This window comes from Pseudomonas sp. Sample_24 (assembly GCF_004307605.1).
In the GTDB taxonomy this organism is placed as follows: domain Bacteria; phylum Pseudomonadota; class Gammaproteobacteria; order Pseudomonadales; family Pseudomonadaceae; genus Aquipseudomonas.
The window spans coordinates 1-16,113 of record NZ_RCNW01000390.1 but is presented as its reverse complement, the minus strand read 5'-3'; the positions used below and the strand labels follow the sequence as shown (position 1 = coordinate 16,113).

The window sequence follows — 16,113 nt, the reverse complement described above, 5'->3', positions numbered from 1 at the left end:
GCGGCGAGATGCTGAACGCTTTTGTGGCGAGGGAGCTTGCTCCCGCTGCGCTGCGAAGCAGTGCCAACACCTGCGAAGGGGAACTTCAGACGTACCCGGTTTGCCGATGTTGCGACTGCTGCGCAGCCGAGCGGGAGCAAGCTCCCTCGCCACAGGAGCAATGTCAGGCTGAATCACTCATCATCGCCAGCATTCAGCTTCCAGTAACCAACGGGTGGTGATTTCAGTTTTGCTGATTGGGCTGGATCGGTGGCGGGCGGCGAGATGCTGAACGCTTTTGTGGCGAGGGAGCTTGCTCCCGCTGCGCTGCGAAGCAGTGCCAACACCTGCGAAGGGGAACTTCAGACGTACCCGGTTTGCCGATGTTGCGACTGCTGCGCAGCCGAGCGGGAGCAAGCTCCCTCGCCACAGGAGCAATGTCAGGCTGAATCACTCATCATCGCCAGCATTCAGCTTCCAGTAACCAACAGCTTTAACGAACTGCTCATCCAGCCCATGCTCGTCCAGTAGCACGCGACGAATCTGCCGCGATACTTTGCTCTCAGTCGCAACCCACGCATACAGGCTGCCGGCCGGCACCTTGATCTGCCGCACGGTGCTCAGCAAATGGTCCTTGCCGCCCTCGCGCAAGACCCAGATCACATTGACCTCGGCAGCGCTTTGCAGCACTTGCTGTTCCTTGCCGTTTTCCACTTCCACAATCACCAGCGCACGGCGGTTGGCTGCCAGGCTTTCCAGGCGTCGGGCGATGGCGGGCAGGGCGGTTTCATCGCCGATCAGCAGATAGCTGTCGAAGATATCCGGCACGATCATCGAACCCCGTGGCCCGCCGATGTGCAGGAACTGTCCGGGTTTGGCCTGCTCGGCCCAGGTCGAGGCCGGGCCGTCGCCGTGCAGGACAAAATCGATGTCCAGCTCCAGTTTTTCCAGGTCGTAGCGGCGCGGGGTGTAGTCACGCATCTCAGGCATCGGGCCGCCGCTCTTGCCGGCGCCGAGCTCCAGCGTTTCCAGCGCCGCGGCTTGCTCGGCATTTTGCGGGAACAGCAATTTGACGTGGTCGTCGGTGCCGAGGCTGACGAAGCCCGCCAGCTCCGGCCCGCCCAGGGTAATCCGGCGCATGCGTGGGGTCAGGTCAACCACGCGCAAGACTTCCAGGCGACGACGTTTGATTTCATGCATGACACGGTGAATGGCTTGTGTGTTCACTTCAGTCATTCGCTTTCTCCTGGGTTGATGGAACGGCGGGGCCGTCGACGATGGCTTTGGCGGTGTTGTTCAGCAGCGTCGCGACACGCTGGATTTCTTCCGGGCTCCAGCGTCCATGGTGCAACTGCAACGCATGGCGCAGGTTATGCACGGCCTCGTGAATTTCGGCCGGACGATCATGCCCGCGCAACGAACGCTTGCTGACGTCGATGCGCATTCGCACGCCTTCGAGCGCAACGGCTTGCTCGGTCAATGACTGGCGACCGGCCTCTGTGACGCTGTAGCGCTTTTTTCCGCCTTCGGCATCACCGGTAATCAGTTCGCTCTCTTCCAGAAAAGTCAGGGTCGGATAAATCACACCAGGGCTCGGGCTGTAGGCGCCGTCGAACATGCCTTCGATCTGGCGGATCAGGTCGTAACCGTGGCACGGCTGCTCGGCGATCAATGCCAGTAACAGCAATTTCAGGTCGCCGGGGGCAAATACCCGAGGCCCGCGACCACCGCGTTCGCGGCCGGGGCGTTTTTCGAATCCGTCGCGACCGTCGCCATGTTCGCGGTGGGGAGAATGATGGTCTCTCATCTCTAGCGTTCTCTTTGTCGTGTTTAGATACAACTTAAGATATATCTTTTGTGTTTGGCAAAAGCCTCCGACCAACGGTTGGTCATCACGTCAGGCCGAACCGCCACTGAAAATGGCGTTTTCGCGGCGGCGCAAAAGATTGTCGAGACAGGCGAAGAAGTTGAAATTAGTGTTAACTCTCTAAATTAACTTTGCACGCCTTAATACATTGGTTTTGTAATATTGTTCCTACAGAAGTTGCTGTTGCGTTGCAGGTCTGGATTGTCTGTTCATTGGCTCTATGTAGTATTTATCTGACAGTCGAACATTGAATCTATCAATATTCTGAGTTTTTTCTTGCTGCGCTGGCGCCACTTTGGCTACGCCTATTGAGGAACTTGCCTGCTTACTTTCAAGACTTTTTGGTCGATCATCTTTCGGCGTTGAAAGTTGCGCTGGACCTCACTGCTCGTGACTGTCTGGTTTCAGCGCAACTTCCAATACTGAGATCCTATTATTTAAAACGACAGGTACTGAAAGATGTTCAAGAAAATCGCGTTTGCTGCTCCTCTGGCTGTTCTGGCACTGAGTTCCTCGATGGCGTTTGCCGCCACTGAAGCCAAGCATTCCATCAGCATTGTGGCCCATGTTCCATCCGACGATTTCTACGCGGTGCCAGTTGATTCGGACCTGGTCAACAAGGATCAGGACATGAGTTACAACCCGGGCACCGACTCGATGAGAACGGTTGATGGTCACTTCGATGTTCTGCATACCGCAGGCCGGGTCAACGCCCGTCTCGAAAGCGTGCCGAAGCTGATTGCCGGGAACAAGACCATCGACCTCAAGGTCGAGCTCAACGGTAAAACCCTGACGACCACTTCGCAGGAAGTAGTGGGTGAAACCGAGTCCAATGTCCGCTATCGCGCCCCGTTCAAAATCAGTGCAGTTGGCGGCAAGCCTGATGCGGGTGATTACACCGGTGTCGTCATGCTGATAGTTGAACCTTCCGTCTAAGAAACATCCGCGGCAGAACGTGTACTTATTCTAAGTAACGTAACCGGTTGGCAAACTTTCGGTTTGTCGACCGGGCTTTGAACTTCTTGCAAACAGAGTATTTGTTCATGTTCCCGATGACGCCCATCGCGGCAGCGCTTGCGTTGCTGTTGTGCAGCAGCGCATTTGCGGCGCCCACCACTATTGATAATACCCCCCGAAGTTTGCTGGCTCAGGCCAAAGGCTTGCCGGCGGATTTCGAGGAGCATTTTTTCGACGTGCCATTGGCCGTTCGGGTCGAGCTTGATCAACAGCCCCTCGGCGAGGCGATGATCGTGTTGTCGCGCGATGATCGGGTGACCTTGCTCGATTTCACCGATACCAGCGAAAGCCGCTTCGGTGCCATTGAGCGCGAAACCTGGGCTGATGTCCTCAAGCCCGGCGTCGCGCTGGGTGCCTGCACCGGTAAATGCCCGGAGCAGATGCTGGCGGTTCACTACAACCTGGAAAGCTCCTTGCTGTCGATCGTCACCGAAAACGCCGAGCGTGACATTGATGCCAAGCGTTTCTACGACCAGCCCGAAGGCGGCAGCAGCGGCCTGATGGTGCGCAACCAACTTAACCTCAATGGTGGTCAGGATCAGGATCTTGGAGGACGATTCGGCCTCGAGGCCAGTGGCAGCCTTGGTAACTGGAGCCAAGCCTTCAATATGCAACTGGCGCGCCTGGGCGGCCCGGACACCAAGACTTACCATGCGGTGCATGAGCTCTACACCCAGCGCGAACTGCAAGGCAGTTTTTTTCGACTGGGTTACTTCACCCCCAATTCCGAAGGCCTCACGCGTCAGCCGCGCTCGTTCGGTACCAGCCCTGACACCGCCGTGGGCGTGATGTACGGCAGTTCTGACAGTCTGGCGATCGACAGTCCGAGACCCAGTGTTTATCCGATTTATGTCACCGCCAATCGGCAGGCCTCGGTGGAGATATTTCGCGATGGTTTGCTGATCAACACCCAGTCAGTTCCGGCAGGTTTGCAAACCCTCGACACCCGGCCATTGCCCGGCGGTATCTACGAAGTGGAAGTGCGACTGATCGAAGACGGCCAAACCACTTCAACCACCCAGGAACTGATCTACAAACCCAACAACTGGCGTAATCTCGATGAGCGCTGGCGCTACAACCTGTTCGCAGGGCAGGAAAGCAAGCTGCTCAGTAATTGGGATCAACAGAACAACGGCGATGCGACCGCGGGCGCTGCGATCAACTACCTGCTGCACCCAAGAGTGATCCTTGGATTATCGGCACGTCAGGTACGCAGCACGCTTCAGTACGGCAGTTCCATCGACTGGAGCCTGGCCAACAGCATCAACCTGTACGCCAATCTGTACCAGACCGAAGACCACGGTACTGGCGCTGATCTGCAGGCACTCTACAACTATGGTTCCGGCAGCCTGGTGGTTAGCCACAACCGCAGCTGGCTTGATACCACCAACACCTACGACACGTTGCCCGACGGCACCCGCGTGCGCCAACGTAATGTGTTCACTGGCGAAACCAGCAATTCATCGCTGGCGTTGAACCACCGGATCAGCCGCAAAAGCTCAATCAATGCGCGTGTCTCTCACAGCGAAGGCAATGTCGAAGGCGTCGGTTTGGATCTGGGTTGGACGCAACGCATGACGTTGCTTGGCAGTGATGCCAACTGGCGTCTGTCGCTGTTCGATCGTCCGGGCAGCTACAGCAGCGGCGATGCGCGTAATCGCGGTGTCGATCTGAGCATCAACATGGCACTGGGCGGGCCGGGTCAGCAAGTGTCCGGCAGCATCGGTTCGCGTACGGCGCGAGATGGCAGCCGTGACAACAACGCTTCACTTGGCTACCGAAAAGACCTGCAGGACCATGTGCTGCAAAGCGTCTCGGTGACCGCGCTGACCGACACCTACGGCGTCGGCTTGTCGAGCCTGGCGAACTTTCGCACCGATGCGATCAACGGCGACGGTTTCCTGCAGCGCTCTTCCTACAACGGAAATTTCACCGGCGGCCTGAACCTCGACAGCACGGTGGTCGTTGGTGGTCAGCGTATGGCCCTGACCAGTCAGCATCAGGGGCGCGGTGCCGGGATGATTGTCGACATTGAGTCCGATATCGATGGCATCGCCCTGCGTGCCGATGACCTCAGTGGTGGCAGCGTGGCGCTGCGTCCGGGGCGCAATTTCATTCCGTTGACGGCGTACAAGAACAGCTCGGTGAGCTTCGATTTCGAAGGCAACCATGTGCCGGCAGCGAGCATCGCGCCTTCCCGTACCCGCTATCACCTGAACAAGGGCGGGGTGGACTACCGCAAGATCACCGTGAGCAAAACCCTGACAGTGCTCGGGCGCTTGCTCGATGCACAAGGACAGCCACTCAAGGGGCATCACGTGATCAACCATGCCAGCCGTGGGGTGACCGAAGTCGACGGATTTTTCTCGATGGAAATGAACGCCGGTTCACCGACCCTGGAAGTGCGCTACGCCAATCAACTGTTGTGCCAGTTCCGCCTCGATGCCGATCGTCATCGCAGTGAAAACAACGTGTTGATGATCGGTGATCTGAAGTGCACGCCGGACACGCTGGCCGATGCCAGTTCCTCTGATCAGAAGGCAGGTTGAAGCCATGAAAATCTCTACTGTCGGCCTGGCGCTGGCGATGACGTTGGTGGCTCCATCGGTTGGGGCGGTGAATCAGGAGATCCGGGCACTGTTCACCCCCGATCCCTCGCAGCCGCAAAAAAACGTATTCATCAACAAGACTCCGAACAGCGGCTATTGCGCGACTTACCCGGACCAGTGCAAGGACAACAATATGTTCAGCATTCGTTTGCCGGTTCGCTTCGGACCGAGGGCAAACATCGGGCGTCTGGATCTCATCCCTGTGAAAGTACCGGCCAACTGGCGGCAACTGACGGTGACGAACAGGCAAACACTGGAAACCGAAACGGTCGAGGTGCGCATTACCGGTGTTGGTTCCGAATACGTCCTGAGTCATTCGGCCGCCAGCCTGGTCGGTGTGACAGACATTCTCGAGGGACATCAGAAACTGTGGTACGGCAGCAGCTGGGTATACGCGCCACCTCCTTGCGAGTACAGCGGTGTAGGGGCGTACTCACCCAATACGTATCGATTCTTCTGGAAAACCCCGACAGAGGCGGCCTGCAACAAAAGAACCTACTTTGCTATCCCGCACATGTCCTTCGAAAATCTGGATATTGCCTATGAACTGCGCACGCCCAACCCGCTGGGAATGTCGACCGGGCTCTATACCGGATCGCTGAGCTATCGAGTCGGCCCAGGTGCTGATTTCGACTTGGGAAGCATGCCTGCGGACGACAGTAACCTGACACTGGACTTCGTGCTGGACGTACAGCACACCCTGAAAGTCGATATTCCTCCGGGCGGGGAAAAAGTCCGTTTGACCCCGGCAGGTGGCTGGCAAAGCTGGTTGAACGAAGGTCGAAAGCCTGTTCGGCTGTTCCGCGACCAGACCTTCCTGATCTCGGCGTCGACGCGTTTCAAAATGCACCTGGAATGCGAAATCGCCATAAGACCTTTTGAGTGCATGATCCAGGACCGCAAAAACGGGCGTGCGGTTGAGGTGCAAGTCAGTACCACGTTGCCAAATGGCCTGACCGACCTCGCCGGTCAACCGGTCAAACAGCGTCGGCTACGTGTCGGTGCGGAGAATGCCCAGCAGTTTCAACCGGGCTTCTATGTGGACAGACGTCCAGGCGTGTTGCACTTCGAAATTCCATCCAGTCAGATGGGTTTCATGCTCAGCCCCGGTCAGCCCGGCTATTACGCCGGCAACGTCACGGTGATCTGGGATTCGGATCTTTGATGGGCTGCGAATCGTCAAGTGCCGTCCGTTTGTGTTCAATGCTGATGAGGTTCAAGGGTATGAAACGTCTGTGGTTGCTGTTGGGTTTGTGCGGTTTTTCTTCAGGTCTTCAGGCCGGGCCGCAGATCAACGTCGGTACGGTTTACGACTATCTGGATGGTGACAAGAGCACCTACCTCAAGCGCGTGTTCAACAGCGGTGACAGTACCGCTTTCGTCAAGGTCAATATCCTTGAGATTGTCTACGACGCCGATGGAACGTCCCGTGAAGTGCCGGTCAAGACACAGGCCGATGCCAGTGCCCGCGATGGCTTGATGGCCAGCCCCGCGCGGTTGATCGTGCCGGCCAATGGCATGCAGGGGACACGCTTGCTGCTGATGGGCAACCGGGACACCGAACGATATTTTCGCGTGCGTTTTGTGCCGGTGGTGCCGGAAAAGGAAGACGACTTTGCCGTGTCCAGCGACGAACGCGAGGAATACAAAAAGAACCTCTCGGCGGGGGTCAACATCATGACCGGGTTCGGCACGGTGTTCTTCGTGCGGCCGAAGGACAGCCGTTTCGACAGTGTGATCGAAGATGGAGCCGAGCGTTACCGTCTGCGTAACAACGGCAATACGGTGGTGGTAGTCGATGAGTTTCGCAACTGCTCGCTCAAGGACGAGACCGAATGCGAGCCGACCACCAAACACCACATCCTCGCGGGCCGGACCTTCGAATTCGAGAAAAAGCCCGGTCGCGAGTACCGCTTCAATCTGGTCGAGGGCAACGCGAAAAAACCGCTGCGCATCGCCAGCAAGCAATGATGAGGTAAACGGTGATGCAAAGGATAACTGACATGATCAAGCCAGCAGCCATTGTCGGGTGCGCAGGTGTCTTGACGCTGATAAGTGTGTGCGCATTCGCGGCACGGGAGGAACACACGTTCGAAGTGTCGGCGGATATTCCAACTCTTGGGTTTTATATAATCCCGGCCGAATCGGACTGGATTCATCGCGAGCAGATTCTGGCCTGGAACATCAATACGTCGACCTTGGGTGGGCTGCGTAAGAATTTCGACGTCAAACACGACACCAGTGCCATCGAAGCGCGGCTCGAAAGCGAGCCCTATTTGTCCAATGGACGTGATGATCAGAACATTTACCTGCAGGTCCGTTTCAATGGCCAGGAACTGAGCCACGATCCGCAACCCCGGCAGGTGGTATCAGCGGCACAAGCCACAGCGGGCGGCCGCTTTCCCCTGGAGATACAACCAAAAGTGCCGTCCGGTGGTTATAAACCCGGGACTTACCATGGAAGCGTGCAGCTGATTTTCAATGCAGCCGCCCCTGCCGGTACCTGAAGACTTGCCAGGTGATAAAAGTGATGCCCTGACGCGCCAAAAAAGAGCCTGACGATGTTCGCAACCGTCAGGCTCTTTTGGGTTCGATCAGGGCAACGTGTGCGGGTTATTGAGCTGCTCTTCTCAACGCTTCACGGGTCAGTCGTCTCGACAGTTCTTTTTGTTCATACCCCAGATCAACCAGCAATCGATCGAAGACCGCATCGCTTATCGCTTGATCGGCAAAGACGACAGTGGCCGGTACCGGTAAATCATTCATCAGCACTTTGAGCCGCTCTCTCAGTGCGCTGCGTTCGACGTCTGTCAGGTTCACCGACTCAGCCCATTCGCGCTGTGATTCGCGCAAGGTTGTGAGCTGCTCATATCGAGTCAGATACCGCTGTTTATTGGCCTCGATTCGTACCGGATACTTTTCACGCAGATAGCGCGTCCAGAAGTTGCGTTCCAGCATCTTGTTGACCAGCCCATCACCTTGCTCCAGGGATAGAACCTTATCGTAGGCCTGATCAATCATTGCCTCGCTTACTCCCGCTACCTTTGTGAAGGGGATGCCTCTGGATTGCCAAGGCAGGTTCAACCGTTCTGCCAGGGCCGTCTGGTAGGCCTGGTACACGGCGGCCTGGTCCGGATTGTCTGCCCGGCTCGCCATATCGGCCTCGACAATTTCGTTGACCAGCTCCAGGCGTGCCGCACCTTTGGCCAGGGTGACCAGTTGCTGTTCAAGCTGAGCCGGGTCGGTCGAATAGGAGTAGGCCTCCGAGGCCAGCACCTTGATACCCATGGTGTTGAAACGTTGAGCACCAGCGTTGTCATGGTTGTCCGGTTGCTCGACGGCGGTGAACAGCTCCTCGCGCAAGTTGTCATCCAGGTATACGGCGTCAAGCATGCGCCAGACCCGCTGCAGCAATTGGTTACGCGCTTCGCCACCGGCTCGGTAGTCGGCAAAATGTTGAGTGTCTGCAAGAAAGGACATGAAGCGTTCGGCCTGCGGTTCGTCGATCAATGTCGACCAGACATTCTGTCGATCAATACCCCAACCCGGCACCTCGTTCCACAGAGCGGTATTGAAGCTTGAGCGGATAATCGCATCGACTTCGGTGGCCGAGGGGACCACCGGCTTGGGAGAAAGTCCTGCCGAGCGACGAATGTCCTGATAAAGCACCTGATTGAGCTCGGACAGTTTTCCGAGATCAAGATGAGTGCGTGCCACGACCGAGGCATTGGGCGATCCGGGAACGACATCCGGAATTTGCTCAATCGGATTTTCCCGCATATCAAGAAAGAATCCGCGTGGTCTTACTTTGGCCAGGGTGCCTGCGGGCCAATGGGTGATTCCGGTATTTTTCAACACCACGACTTTCAGCCTTGGCATGCGACCAATATCGGGACTGATGCCCAAGGGGTTGTCTTCGAGCCGGAGTACTTCCAGATAGGTCAGATTTCTCAGTTGCTCAACTGCAGGCGCATCCAGCGCGATCCGGTTGTCGCTCAATCGCAGGCGTTCAAGCCCGCGCATGCTGCCGATGCTTTTAGGCAGGATCGTCAGTTCGCAGCCTTTGGCACTAAGTTCGCGAAGGTTGGGGAAGTCTTGCAGTAAACCATTCGATTCGCTGGCAAAACGCGTATTGTCCAGTTTCAGCACCGTGACTTTATCGAGAAAATTTTTCAGCGCAGGGCGTTTCGACCACCAGGTTTCCAGATCCAGCGACTGCAAGGCTGTGGAAAGGTCGAGGGCGTAGCTGTCCGGATCTGTGCGACTGCCGAGGTCGGTGGTTTTGCGTTCGAAGCACTCAATCAGGCGTTCGGCGATGTGCAATCCGCCCTCGTCCCGGAACTCATAAGCGCCAGGTCCCCAACCTTCGGGTTGCTGATACTCCCAACGCTTTACGATCGCGCGCAGTTCATCCAGATCGCCTTCAAGTGTGCCCATGGCCCGCATGGGATTGCCTTTTTCGATCAAGGCATTGGCGAACGTCTCTACTTCGCCTTCACTGAAGTGCGGGTGCAGGTCCCTGATACGCTCATGCAGAGTGACTCCGTCTTTGCTGAGTGCCCCGCCGCGAACGAGGATCATGGTTTCGTGTTGGGCTACGGGGCGAACAGGGGGCTCGGCGAGCACCCGTCGGCGTTCGGACGATGGCGAGGTTTTGGCGATGAGCCATTGTTTGAATGGTGCTGCATCGCCCGGTTTATAACCCAGCGCCCGGCGCTGTTCGGGACCGAGGGCCTGAAGCAGTGACTCATATAAGCTATCGGCTTCATGAAGCCGTTGATTTTCAGCATCGCGCACGGTGTATTTCCCGGCCTCGTCTCGAACCAGGATCCTCAGCAGCGTTGCATCTTGCGCACCGGCGCTGCAACGAAGTTCGCCATTGAGCGTACCCTGGCGGATTTCAATACGCAGGTCGGCGAAAGTGTCGGTGTTGAATCGCAAGGCGCCCAGTACCAGACGTTCGGTGTCGATGTTGGTTAATGAGTCACGGAAAATGCCTTGGGCGGCTCTTGTTGAGCCGATCTCGAACTGAAGTTCCCGTGCCTGGTTTTTCAGGCGCAGGGGGAGCTTGTTTTGCGCAAGCTGTTGGCGCTCCGTCGGGGTCACGCTGTCCATGACTTTCTCCGCGACCCGATTTGGCAGATCGGGAAAGTCACGCAGTAGCAGACTGATTTCAGTGGACGGGGCTTCGACGCTGCTCTGCGGCGAGGTACTCAGGCGTTGCAACGTATCCATTAACAGCGGTGGAGGTGGAGCGTTTTCCACATGCATTCTGCGCAAAATGGCTTCATCTGTGCCGCTGATCTGACAAAGCTGTTCCAGCTGCGAATCACTGAAGTCATCGGTGGCATGACCGAGACGACGCATCAATGTCGAACCTTCCCACTGACGCGGGTTCTCGATTTCGCTGACCCAGGCACCATGACCGTTGTGGGTGAGCGTGGGGGCATAGGCGTCGGGCCGCGCCGGATGTTTTATCCGGTGCTGACCCGTGACCGGATCATTTTCGACTTCGAATAGCTGGTCATCCAATGCGAGCATTTTCTTGCCCTGATGCTGATAAATGCCCAACTGATTCGGTTTGGCATGTTCGGGCAAGGCCACTGTCTGTTGATAGGGGGAGAGGTCAGGGTTCCACAATCGCGTCTGACCATTGGCCAACTGCACTGGTTTGAGCCCTTCGAAGAACGGCGAAAGCTTCGCCCGTGCGACATGGCCAAGCGTGGCTCCCGCTGCGAACGCGCCCAGCTGTAAAACGCTTTCGAGCACACCGAGGGTTTGTTCCCCGAATTCTGCCAACCGGCCTTCGGCCAGATCGACAAGGCCCTCGACCACTTGGTCGGTCAGTTGATAGGCGGTATAGGCGAGCATCAGTGTGCCGAGACCGGGTACGAATGGTGTCGCCACCAGCAATGCAACGTTGAGAATATCTGAAAGGATTTTTTTCAGATTGTCCCACCAGGCCCAACGCGCCATGCGGTCGGCGTACTCGGTGGAAACGGCGATTTCCCGCGCGTCATTGAGAATCTTGTTCAGTTTCTGTCGATAGAAATAGTCCCATACATCGCCGCTGAAGCGGTTTTGGCGATCATCCTGAATGTTCGACAGGCTGAACTGCAGCTTCGGATTATCCACAGGCGTGTCACGCCAACTGGGTAAGCCCGAACCTGGCGGCGCTGGATGCCATTTCACTTTGCTTAGACGGTCATTCAATCCGGCAAAAAAATGTCCCCGTTGCTGATGATCGACAAACTGGCTGAAGAACTGTTGATAGCTTCCGCGACCTGTTGCTTGCGGGTTCGGGGAATCGCGCAACTGGCGTGTCAGTTCAGCCATGAACTCCAGTAACGATGAATATTCCTTGAGGGGGTGCTCAGGGTCATGGGGGACATAGGCAATCACAGGGACAGGATTGGCAGCGGTGAGAACATCTGCTGCGATCAGGACTATACCGGTCAGCGCCACATCCATCATCGACAGGTTGTAATAGCTGACGGGTTGTCCGTTCCATGTCAATTGTGCCTGGTCATTGAGCATCCCTCGAACGGCATCATAGGCAGGCTGCCCGATATCTTTTTTCATCAGGGCAATTCGTAGCGCGACACTCAATGCGCTTTTCTGGCTGAGAATGACTTTGTTGCGCAAAAAATTGCTGGCCACTCTATTTGTCGACAATAAAAACTCTTTCAGGTGTTGTTCGTATCGAGCGCCAATATTCAGTTGGCGACACAACGATTTGAACTGCTCAATGCTCATTTTGTGCTTGAGGTGTTTTACATCGAAGTGTCCCCGGGCATCGGGCCGGGTGATGAAGGAGGAATCTGCGGTGAATATTTCGTTATGCGAAAAGTTATGCAGCGCTGCATCCAGCAAGGACACAGTTCGGCTCTTGGTGCCAGCGACAAAGTCATGCACCCACCACGAACTTCTCGCCGGCGCATACAAACGTAACCAGGTATTTTCGACGTCTTCGTCTATGTCGAAACGTTCTTTCAACGCCTGTTGCAGTATGGGTTTGGCGAAGGCGTAGACGTCCTGAAGGCTGCTCAGCGCCTTATCGACGTCGTTTTGTGCGTGCCAATGGCGTTCGATTTCATTCTTCAGGCTATCGTGCGCAGCGGCAGAAGCATTTCTATTCCAGTCTGGAATTGCCAAGGCGACGTTTTTCAACTCTTGGATACGTGCCGCTGAAGCGTTCAATAGCCAGGGGGGGACGGCCTTTTTAACTAACTCGTAATGAATGCTTTTATCGGGAAATGCCAGTGGGGACTGATCTGATCGTTGACTTGTCAGGTTTCGATTGAGCATTGCTTGATCGTCCATTGATCAATAGTGGAGCGACAAGACTAGGCAAGCAACGCGCCTGAAAAAAGCGCGAATTCTGGTTTGAAATAGCGAAGGCTTCGACTCGAACCTCTCAAAATTCAAGAGTGAAAAACATACATATACCGCCACAGCTGGCTTGGCACTTTGGGGCTTAGCGTTGTGCCGTTGCCACGGCTCCCTGACACATCGTATGGGTCCCCGGTTGCAGGTACTGCGTCAGGATCGGTGCCATGCCCTTGAGCACCTGTACCGGCAGGGCAGAGGTGAACTTGAACGCTTCAGCCGAGCGTCCCGGTACGTAAGCGGTCAGCGTGCCGAAGTGGGTGTCGCCGATATAGAAGACGAAGGTCGCCGTGCGGTTGATTGATTTCGAACTGAGAATCCGCCCGCCCGAACCGATGGCTTCGATACGGTTATCGCCAGTGCCGGTCTTGCCACCCATGGCCAGCGGTGCGCCATCGGGCAGTTTGAAACTGCCGGCCAGCCGTTTGGCGGTCCCGGCGTCCACCACTTGCGACAGGGCTTCGCGCATCGCTTTTGCAACCTCCGCAGGCATGACCCGTTTACCGACATCCGGGTCATTGATCAGCTTGGTTTCATACGGCGTCCCGGCGGCAAAGTGCAGGCTGTCGATACGCAGCGTCGGCATGCGCACGCCGTCGTTGAGGATGGTGCCGATCAACTCGGCCAGTGCCGCAGGGCGGTCGCCGGAGCTGCCGATGGCGGTGGCCAGTGAAGGCACCAGATGGTCGAAGGGATAACCGACGTTCTGCCAGCGCTGGTGAATGTCGAGGAATGCCTCGATCTCCAGCATGGTGCGGATGCGGTTGTCGCGTGCACCTTTGTGCCGGCTCTTGAACAGCCAGCTGTAGACTTCCTGGCGTTCGAACTGGCTGGCTTTGACGATGTCCTTGAACGTCGCGTCCGGATGGTTGAGCAGGTAGCCCATCATCCACAGGTCCAATGGATGCACCTTGGCGATGAAGCCTTGGTCGGGCAGGTCGTAGCTGCCGGGGCCGTAGGCCTGATAGAGCCGCTCAAGGCGCTCGTCGGTGAGTTTTTCGGTGAGTTTGGCGCCGGTCAGGTGTGAGCGCACGAAGCTGTTGAAGCTTTGCTGGCTGGCCTGTGGCAACAGATACCGGTGCACGGCGGCCATGCGGATCGGCGTCGGGCGCATACCATCGAGAAAGGTTTCGAGCCGTGCCTGGGTGTCCTTGTTGCGGTACTTTTTCCAGAACTTGAGCAGGAACGACGTCCCTTCGCGGTCGGCAAAACTGGCCAGGTATTCCTGACGACGCGGGTCGCGGTCATCCTTGAGCAGTTCGGCGCTGCTGTTGGGACCGGAATACGTGACGTAGCGCACTATATCGCGCATCAGGCGTATGAACGGCAGGTTGATCGACTCACGCAGGGCGTCGCGCAGGGTCGGCAGGCGACCGTTGTCTTCCTTGCGGAAGTTATTGAACGTGTGCAACCCGCCGCCGGTGAAAAACGCTTCGCCGGGGCTGGCGGAATATTTGCGGTCCAGCGCTGCACTGAGCAAGGGTTGCAGGCTGTGGTCCTTGTTCTCGATAAAGTAGTCGACGACCCAGCGGCTGAGGCGGTCCTGCTCCGGTATTTCGACTTTCTTCAGGTCCGGTACGCTCATGTCGGCATATTTATCGTGCAACTCGGCGATGATTTGCAGGTAAGTCGTCATCACCCGCATTTTTGCGGTGGAGCCCAGTTCCAGTTTGCTGCCTTCATTGATATCGAACGGCTGGTCAGTGCTGTCAGTTTGTACCCGCACCCGCGAACCGTCCGGGGTCAGTTCGAACAAAGTGAAGCTGTAGCGCACCTGAGTGGTGCTGGTGGGGGTCAGCAAACGCTCGCCCATCAGGCCGATTTCTGCGGCATACACGGGGTCGGCGAGTTTCTTCAGATAGGCAGTGGCCTGGGTTTGCAGTTCACCTTGCAGGGTGCTGGTGGCCGAGAGATCGAGGCGGTCAAGGTCGTACAACGGACGATTGAGCAACCCCGCCAGCCGACTGCGCGCCACGCTGATGCCTTTGTTGGTTTCGATCGGTTGAATGGTCGGCTGGGTCGCCCAGTCGCGGTACGTGACCTTGCTAGCCAATGCCGCCGCGGCGAAAGGCGCGTCGATCACGTTGTTCTGTGCCAGCAGACGAATATGGCTGTCGGTGAGTGAAGCCAGTTCATCGCGGCCTTTGGTCAAGTAGTGCGAAGGGCGGCGCTGGGCGATCATCAAGGACAGCATTTCGCGCAAGGCCAAGCCTTTCTCCGCCAGGCTTTTTGGATCCGTGGCGTCGCTGGCCAGGCGTTGGTTGGCCTGGTTGAAATCGGCGCCGTACCACACGCGCAAACCTTCCGCCATGCCGTGCACTTCACCGTGTCCAGGCACAGCCGACAGCGGCACGCTGTTGAGGTAGTCGCGTACCACGTTCTGCCGCGACTTGAGTGTCTGCGGGCCGTCCTGATAAGCGCGTACGCTGGCGGAAATCATCTGGCGGATCTTTTCACCACCCGACATGGTCAAGCCATCGGGCGAATGCCGGTATTTTTCCAGTTGCGTCGCCAGGGTGCTGCCGCCCGCCGATTGGCCAGGCAGATGGAGCATCTTGGCGACCTGGGTGTAGGCCGCCATGCCAAACCGCGGCCAGTCCACCGCAGGGTTGGCCAAGGGTTGGCGAGGGTCGAGCAAGAAGCGGTTTTCGATGAACAGCAGGCTGTTGACCACGACCGGCGGGATCGAGTCGAAACTGGCATAGAGTTGTTGCGGATATTTGTACTGGTACAGCGGCGCCGCCCGGCAATCGGTGATTGACAGACCGGCCTGGATTTTTTCCGCATAGGGTACGAAAAGGCCTTTGTCGGTGTAGTTCATCAACGCCGGGGAAAAGCGGGTCTGTTCGGTAATCACGTAATTGCGCTTGAGCAATCTTGGCAGGAACTCGCCCATGGAGCTGTAGCCCAGACGCAGGTCGAACGGACCGGCGCCCGGGTAGTGAATCGCATCGCTGGGGCCAGGTTTTAGCTCATACGTGAGCGTCTTGGCGAACTTGCTGACCTCGCGAGCCTGAAATCGCGACGTGCGCATCTCTTTGGCAGCCGCGAGCCCTACCACGATGGCAATAATCAGCAGCAACAGCCAAAACGCCTTCCAGCCGTGCTTTACGCGGCTGCGAGGTGGTTTTTCAGGTAATGGCGCTTCATCCACAGCTTCAGTCGGGACCACGGTTTTACTCGAATCGGTTTGCCATAAAGCGCCCATAGTCGACTGATCCATTCACGCAGATTGATCGGACTTGTCTGAAG

Annotated in this window: 10 protein-coding genes; 6 read left to right on the top strand and 4 right to left on the bottom strand. The window is 56.9% G+C overall.

Annotation, left to right across the window (positions count from 1 at the left end; translation table 11 throughout):
- A partial coding sequence (locus D8V06_RS30615; protein ID WP_206663189.1) for a hypothetical protein occupies positions 1-221 on the top strand: 221 nt, incomplete at its 5' end.
- A gap of 208 nt (positions 222-429) precedes the next feature.
- Here D8V06_RS30615 and D8V06_RS22635 read toward each other — a convergent pair.
- Positions 430-1,215, bottom strand: a complete 786-nt coding sequence (locus D8V06_RS22635; RefSeq protein WP_130903562.1) for a siderophore-interacting protein — start codon at positions 1,213-1,215, stop codon at positions 430-432.
- Positions 1,208-1,786 carry a PadR family transcriptional regulator gene (locus D8V06_RS22630; RefSeq protein ID WP_130907903.1) on the bottom strand — a complete coding sequence of 193 codons (579 nt, stop codon included), beginning with the start codon at positions 1,784-1,786 and terminating at the stop codon, positions 1,208-1,210. The genes D8V06_RS22635 and D8V06_RS22630 overlap by 8 nt, the downstream gene beginning before the upstream one ends.
- A 519-nt stretch (positions 1,787-2,305) precedes the next feature.
- Here D8V06_RS22630 and D8V06_RS22625 point away from each other — a divergent pair.
- From D8V06_RS22625 to D8V06_RS22605, 5 genes are all read left to right on the top strand, one after another.
- Positions 2,306-2,782: a CS1 type fimbrial major subunit gene (locus D8V06_RS22625; protein WP_130903560.1), complete on the top strand. Its 477-nt coding sequence runs from the start codon at positions 2,306-2,308 to the stop codon at positions 2,780-2,782.
- Between the two features lie 107 nt (positions 2,783-2,889).
- Positions 2,890-5,412: a CS1-pili formation C-terminal domain-containing protein gene (locus D8V06_RS22620; RefSeq protein WP_130903559.1), complete on the top strand. Its 2,523-nt coding sequence runs from the start codon at positions 2,890-2,892 to the stop codon at positions 5,410-5,412.
- Positions 5,413-5,416: 4 nt separating this feature from the next.
- Entirely contained in the window at positions 5,417-6,637 is a 1,221-nt protein-coding gene (locus tag D8V06_RS22615) for a hypothetical protein (protein WP_130903558.1), read from the top strand.
- A gap of 59 nt (positions 6,638-6,696) precedes the next feature.
- The gene (locus D8V06_RS22610) at positions 6,697-7,443 is read left to right on the top strand and encodes a molecular chaperone (RefSeq protein ID WP_130931849.1); all 747 of its coding nucleotides are present in this window, start codon (positions 6,697-6,699) and stop codon (positions 7,441-7,443) included.
- A gap of 32 nt (positions 7,444-7,475) precedes the next feature.
- A complete protein-coding gene (locus D8V06_RS22605) occupies positions 7,476-7,979 on the top strand; it encodes a CS1 type fimbrial major subunit (RefSeq protein WP_130907901.1) in 504 nt (167 codons plus the stop codon).
- Between the two features lie 106 nt (positions 7,980-8,085).
- Here the strand turns inward: D8V06_RS22605 and D8V06_RS22600 are convergent, their stop codons facing one another.
- Both D8V06_RS22600 and D8V06_RS22595 read right to left on the bottom strand, forming a co-directional pair.
- Positions 8,086-12,780, bottom strand: coding sequence for a DUF6543 domain-containing protein (locus tag D8V06_RS22600; RefSeq protein ID WP_130931848.1), 4,695 nt, complete (start codon positions 12,778-12,780; stop codon positions 8,086-8,088).
- 169 nt (positions 12,781-12,949) lie between these two features.
- Complete coding sequence (locus D8V06_RS22595) at positions 12,950-16,069, bottom strand: transglycosylase domain-containing protein (RefSeq protein ID WP_130903554.1); 3,120 nt, start codon at positions 16,067-16,069, stop codon at positions 12,950-12,952.
- Positions 16,070-16,113 lie beyond the last annotated feature (44 nt).

Coding starts and splice junctions, on each gene's coding strand:
- D8V06_RS22635 (WP_130903562.1), bottom strand. CDS start 1,215: ATGACTGAAGTGAACACACAAGCCATTCACCGTGTCATGCATGAAATC.
- D8V06_RS22630 (WP_130907903.1), bottom strand. CDS start 1,786: ATGAGAGACCATCATTCTCCCCACCGCGAACATGGCGACGGTCGCGAC.
- D8V06_RS22625 (WP_130903560.1), top strand. CDS start 2,306: ATGTTCAAGAAAATCGCGTTTGCTGCTCCTCTGGCTGTTCTGGCACTG.
- D8V06_RS22620 (WP_130903559.1), top strand. CDS start 2,890: ATGTTCCCGATGACGCCCATCGCGGCAGCGCTTGCGTTGCTGTTGTGC.
- D8V06_RS22615 (WP_130903558.1), top strand. CDS start 5,417: ATGAAAATCTCTACTGTCGGCCTGGCGCTGGCGATGACGTTGGTGGCT.
- D8V06_RS22610 (WP_130931849.1), top strand. CDS start 6,697: ATGAAACGTCTGTGGTTGCTGTTGGGTTTGTGCGGTTTTTCTTCAGGT.
- D8V06_RS22605 (WP_130907901.1), top strand. CDS start 7,476: ATGATCAAGCCAGCAGCCATTGTCGGGTGCGCAGGTGTCTTGACGCTG.
- D8V06_RS22600 (WP_130931848.1), bottom strand. CDS start 12,780: ATGCTCAATCGAAACCTGACAAGTCAACGATCAGATCAGTCCCCACTG.
- D8V06_RS22595 (WP_130903554.1), bottom strand. CDS start 16,069: ATGGGCGCTTTATGGCAAACCGATTCGAGTAAAACCGTGGTCCCGACT.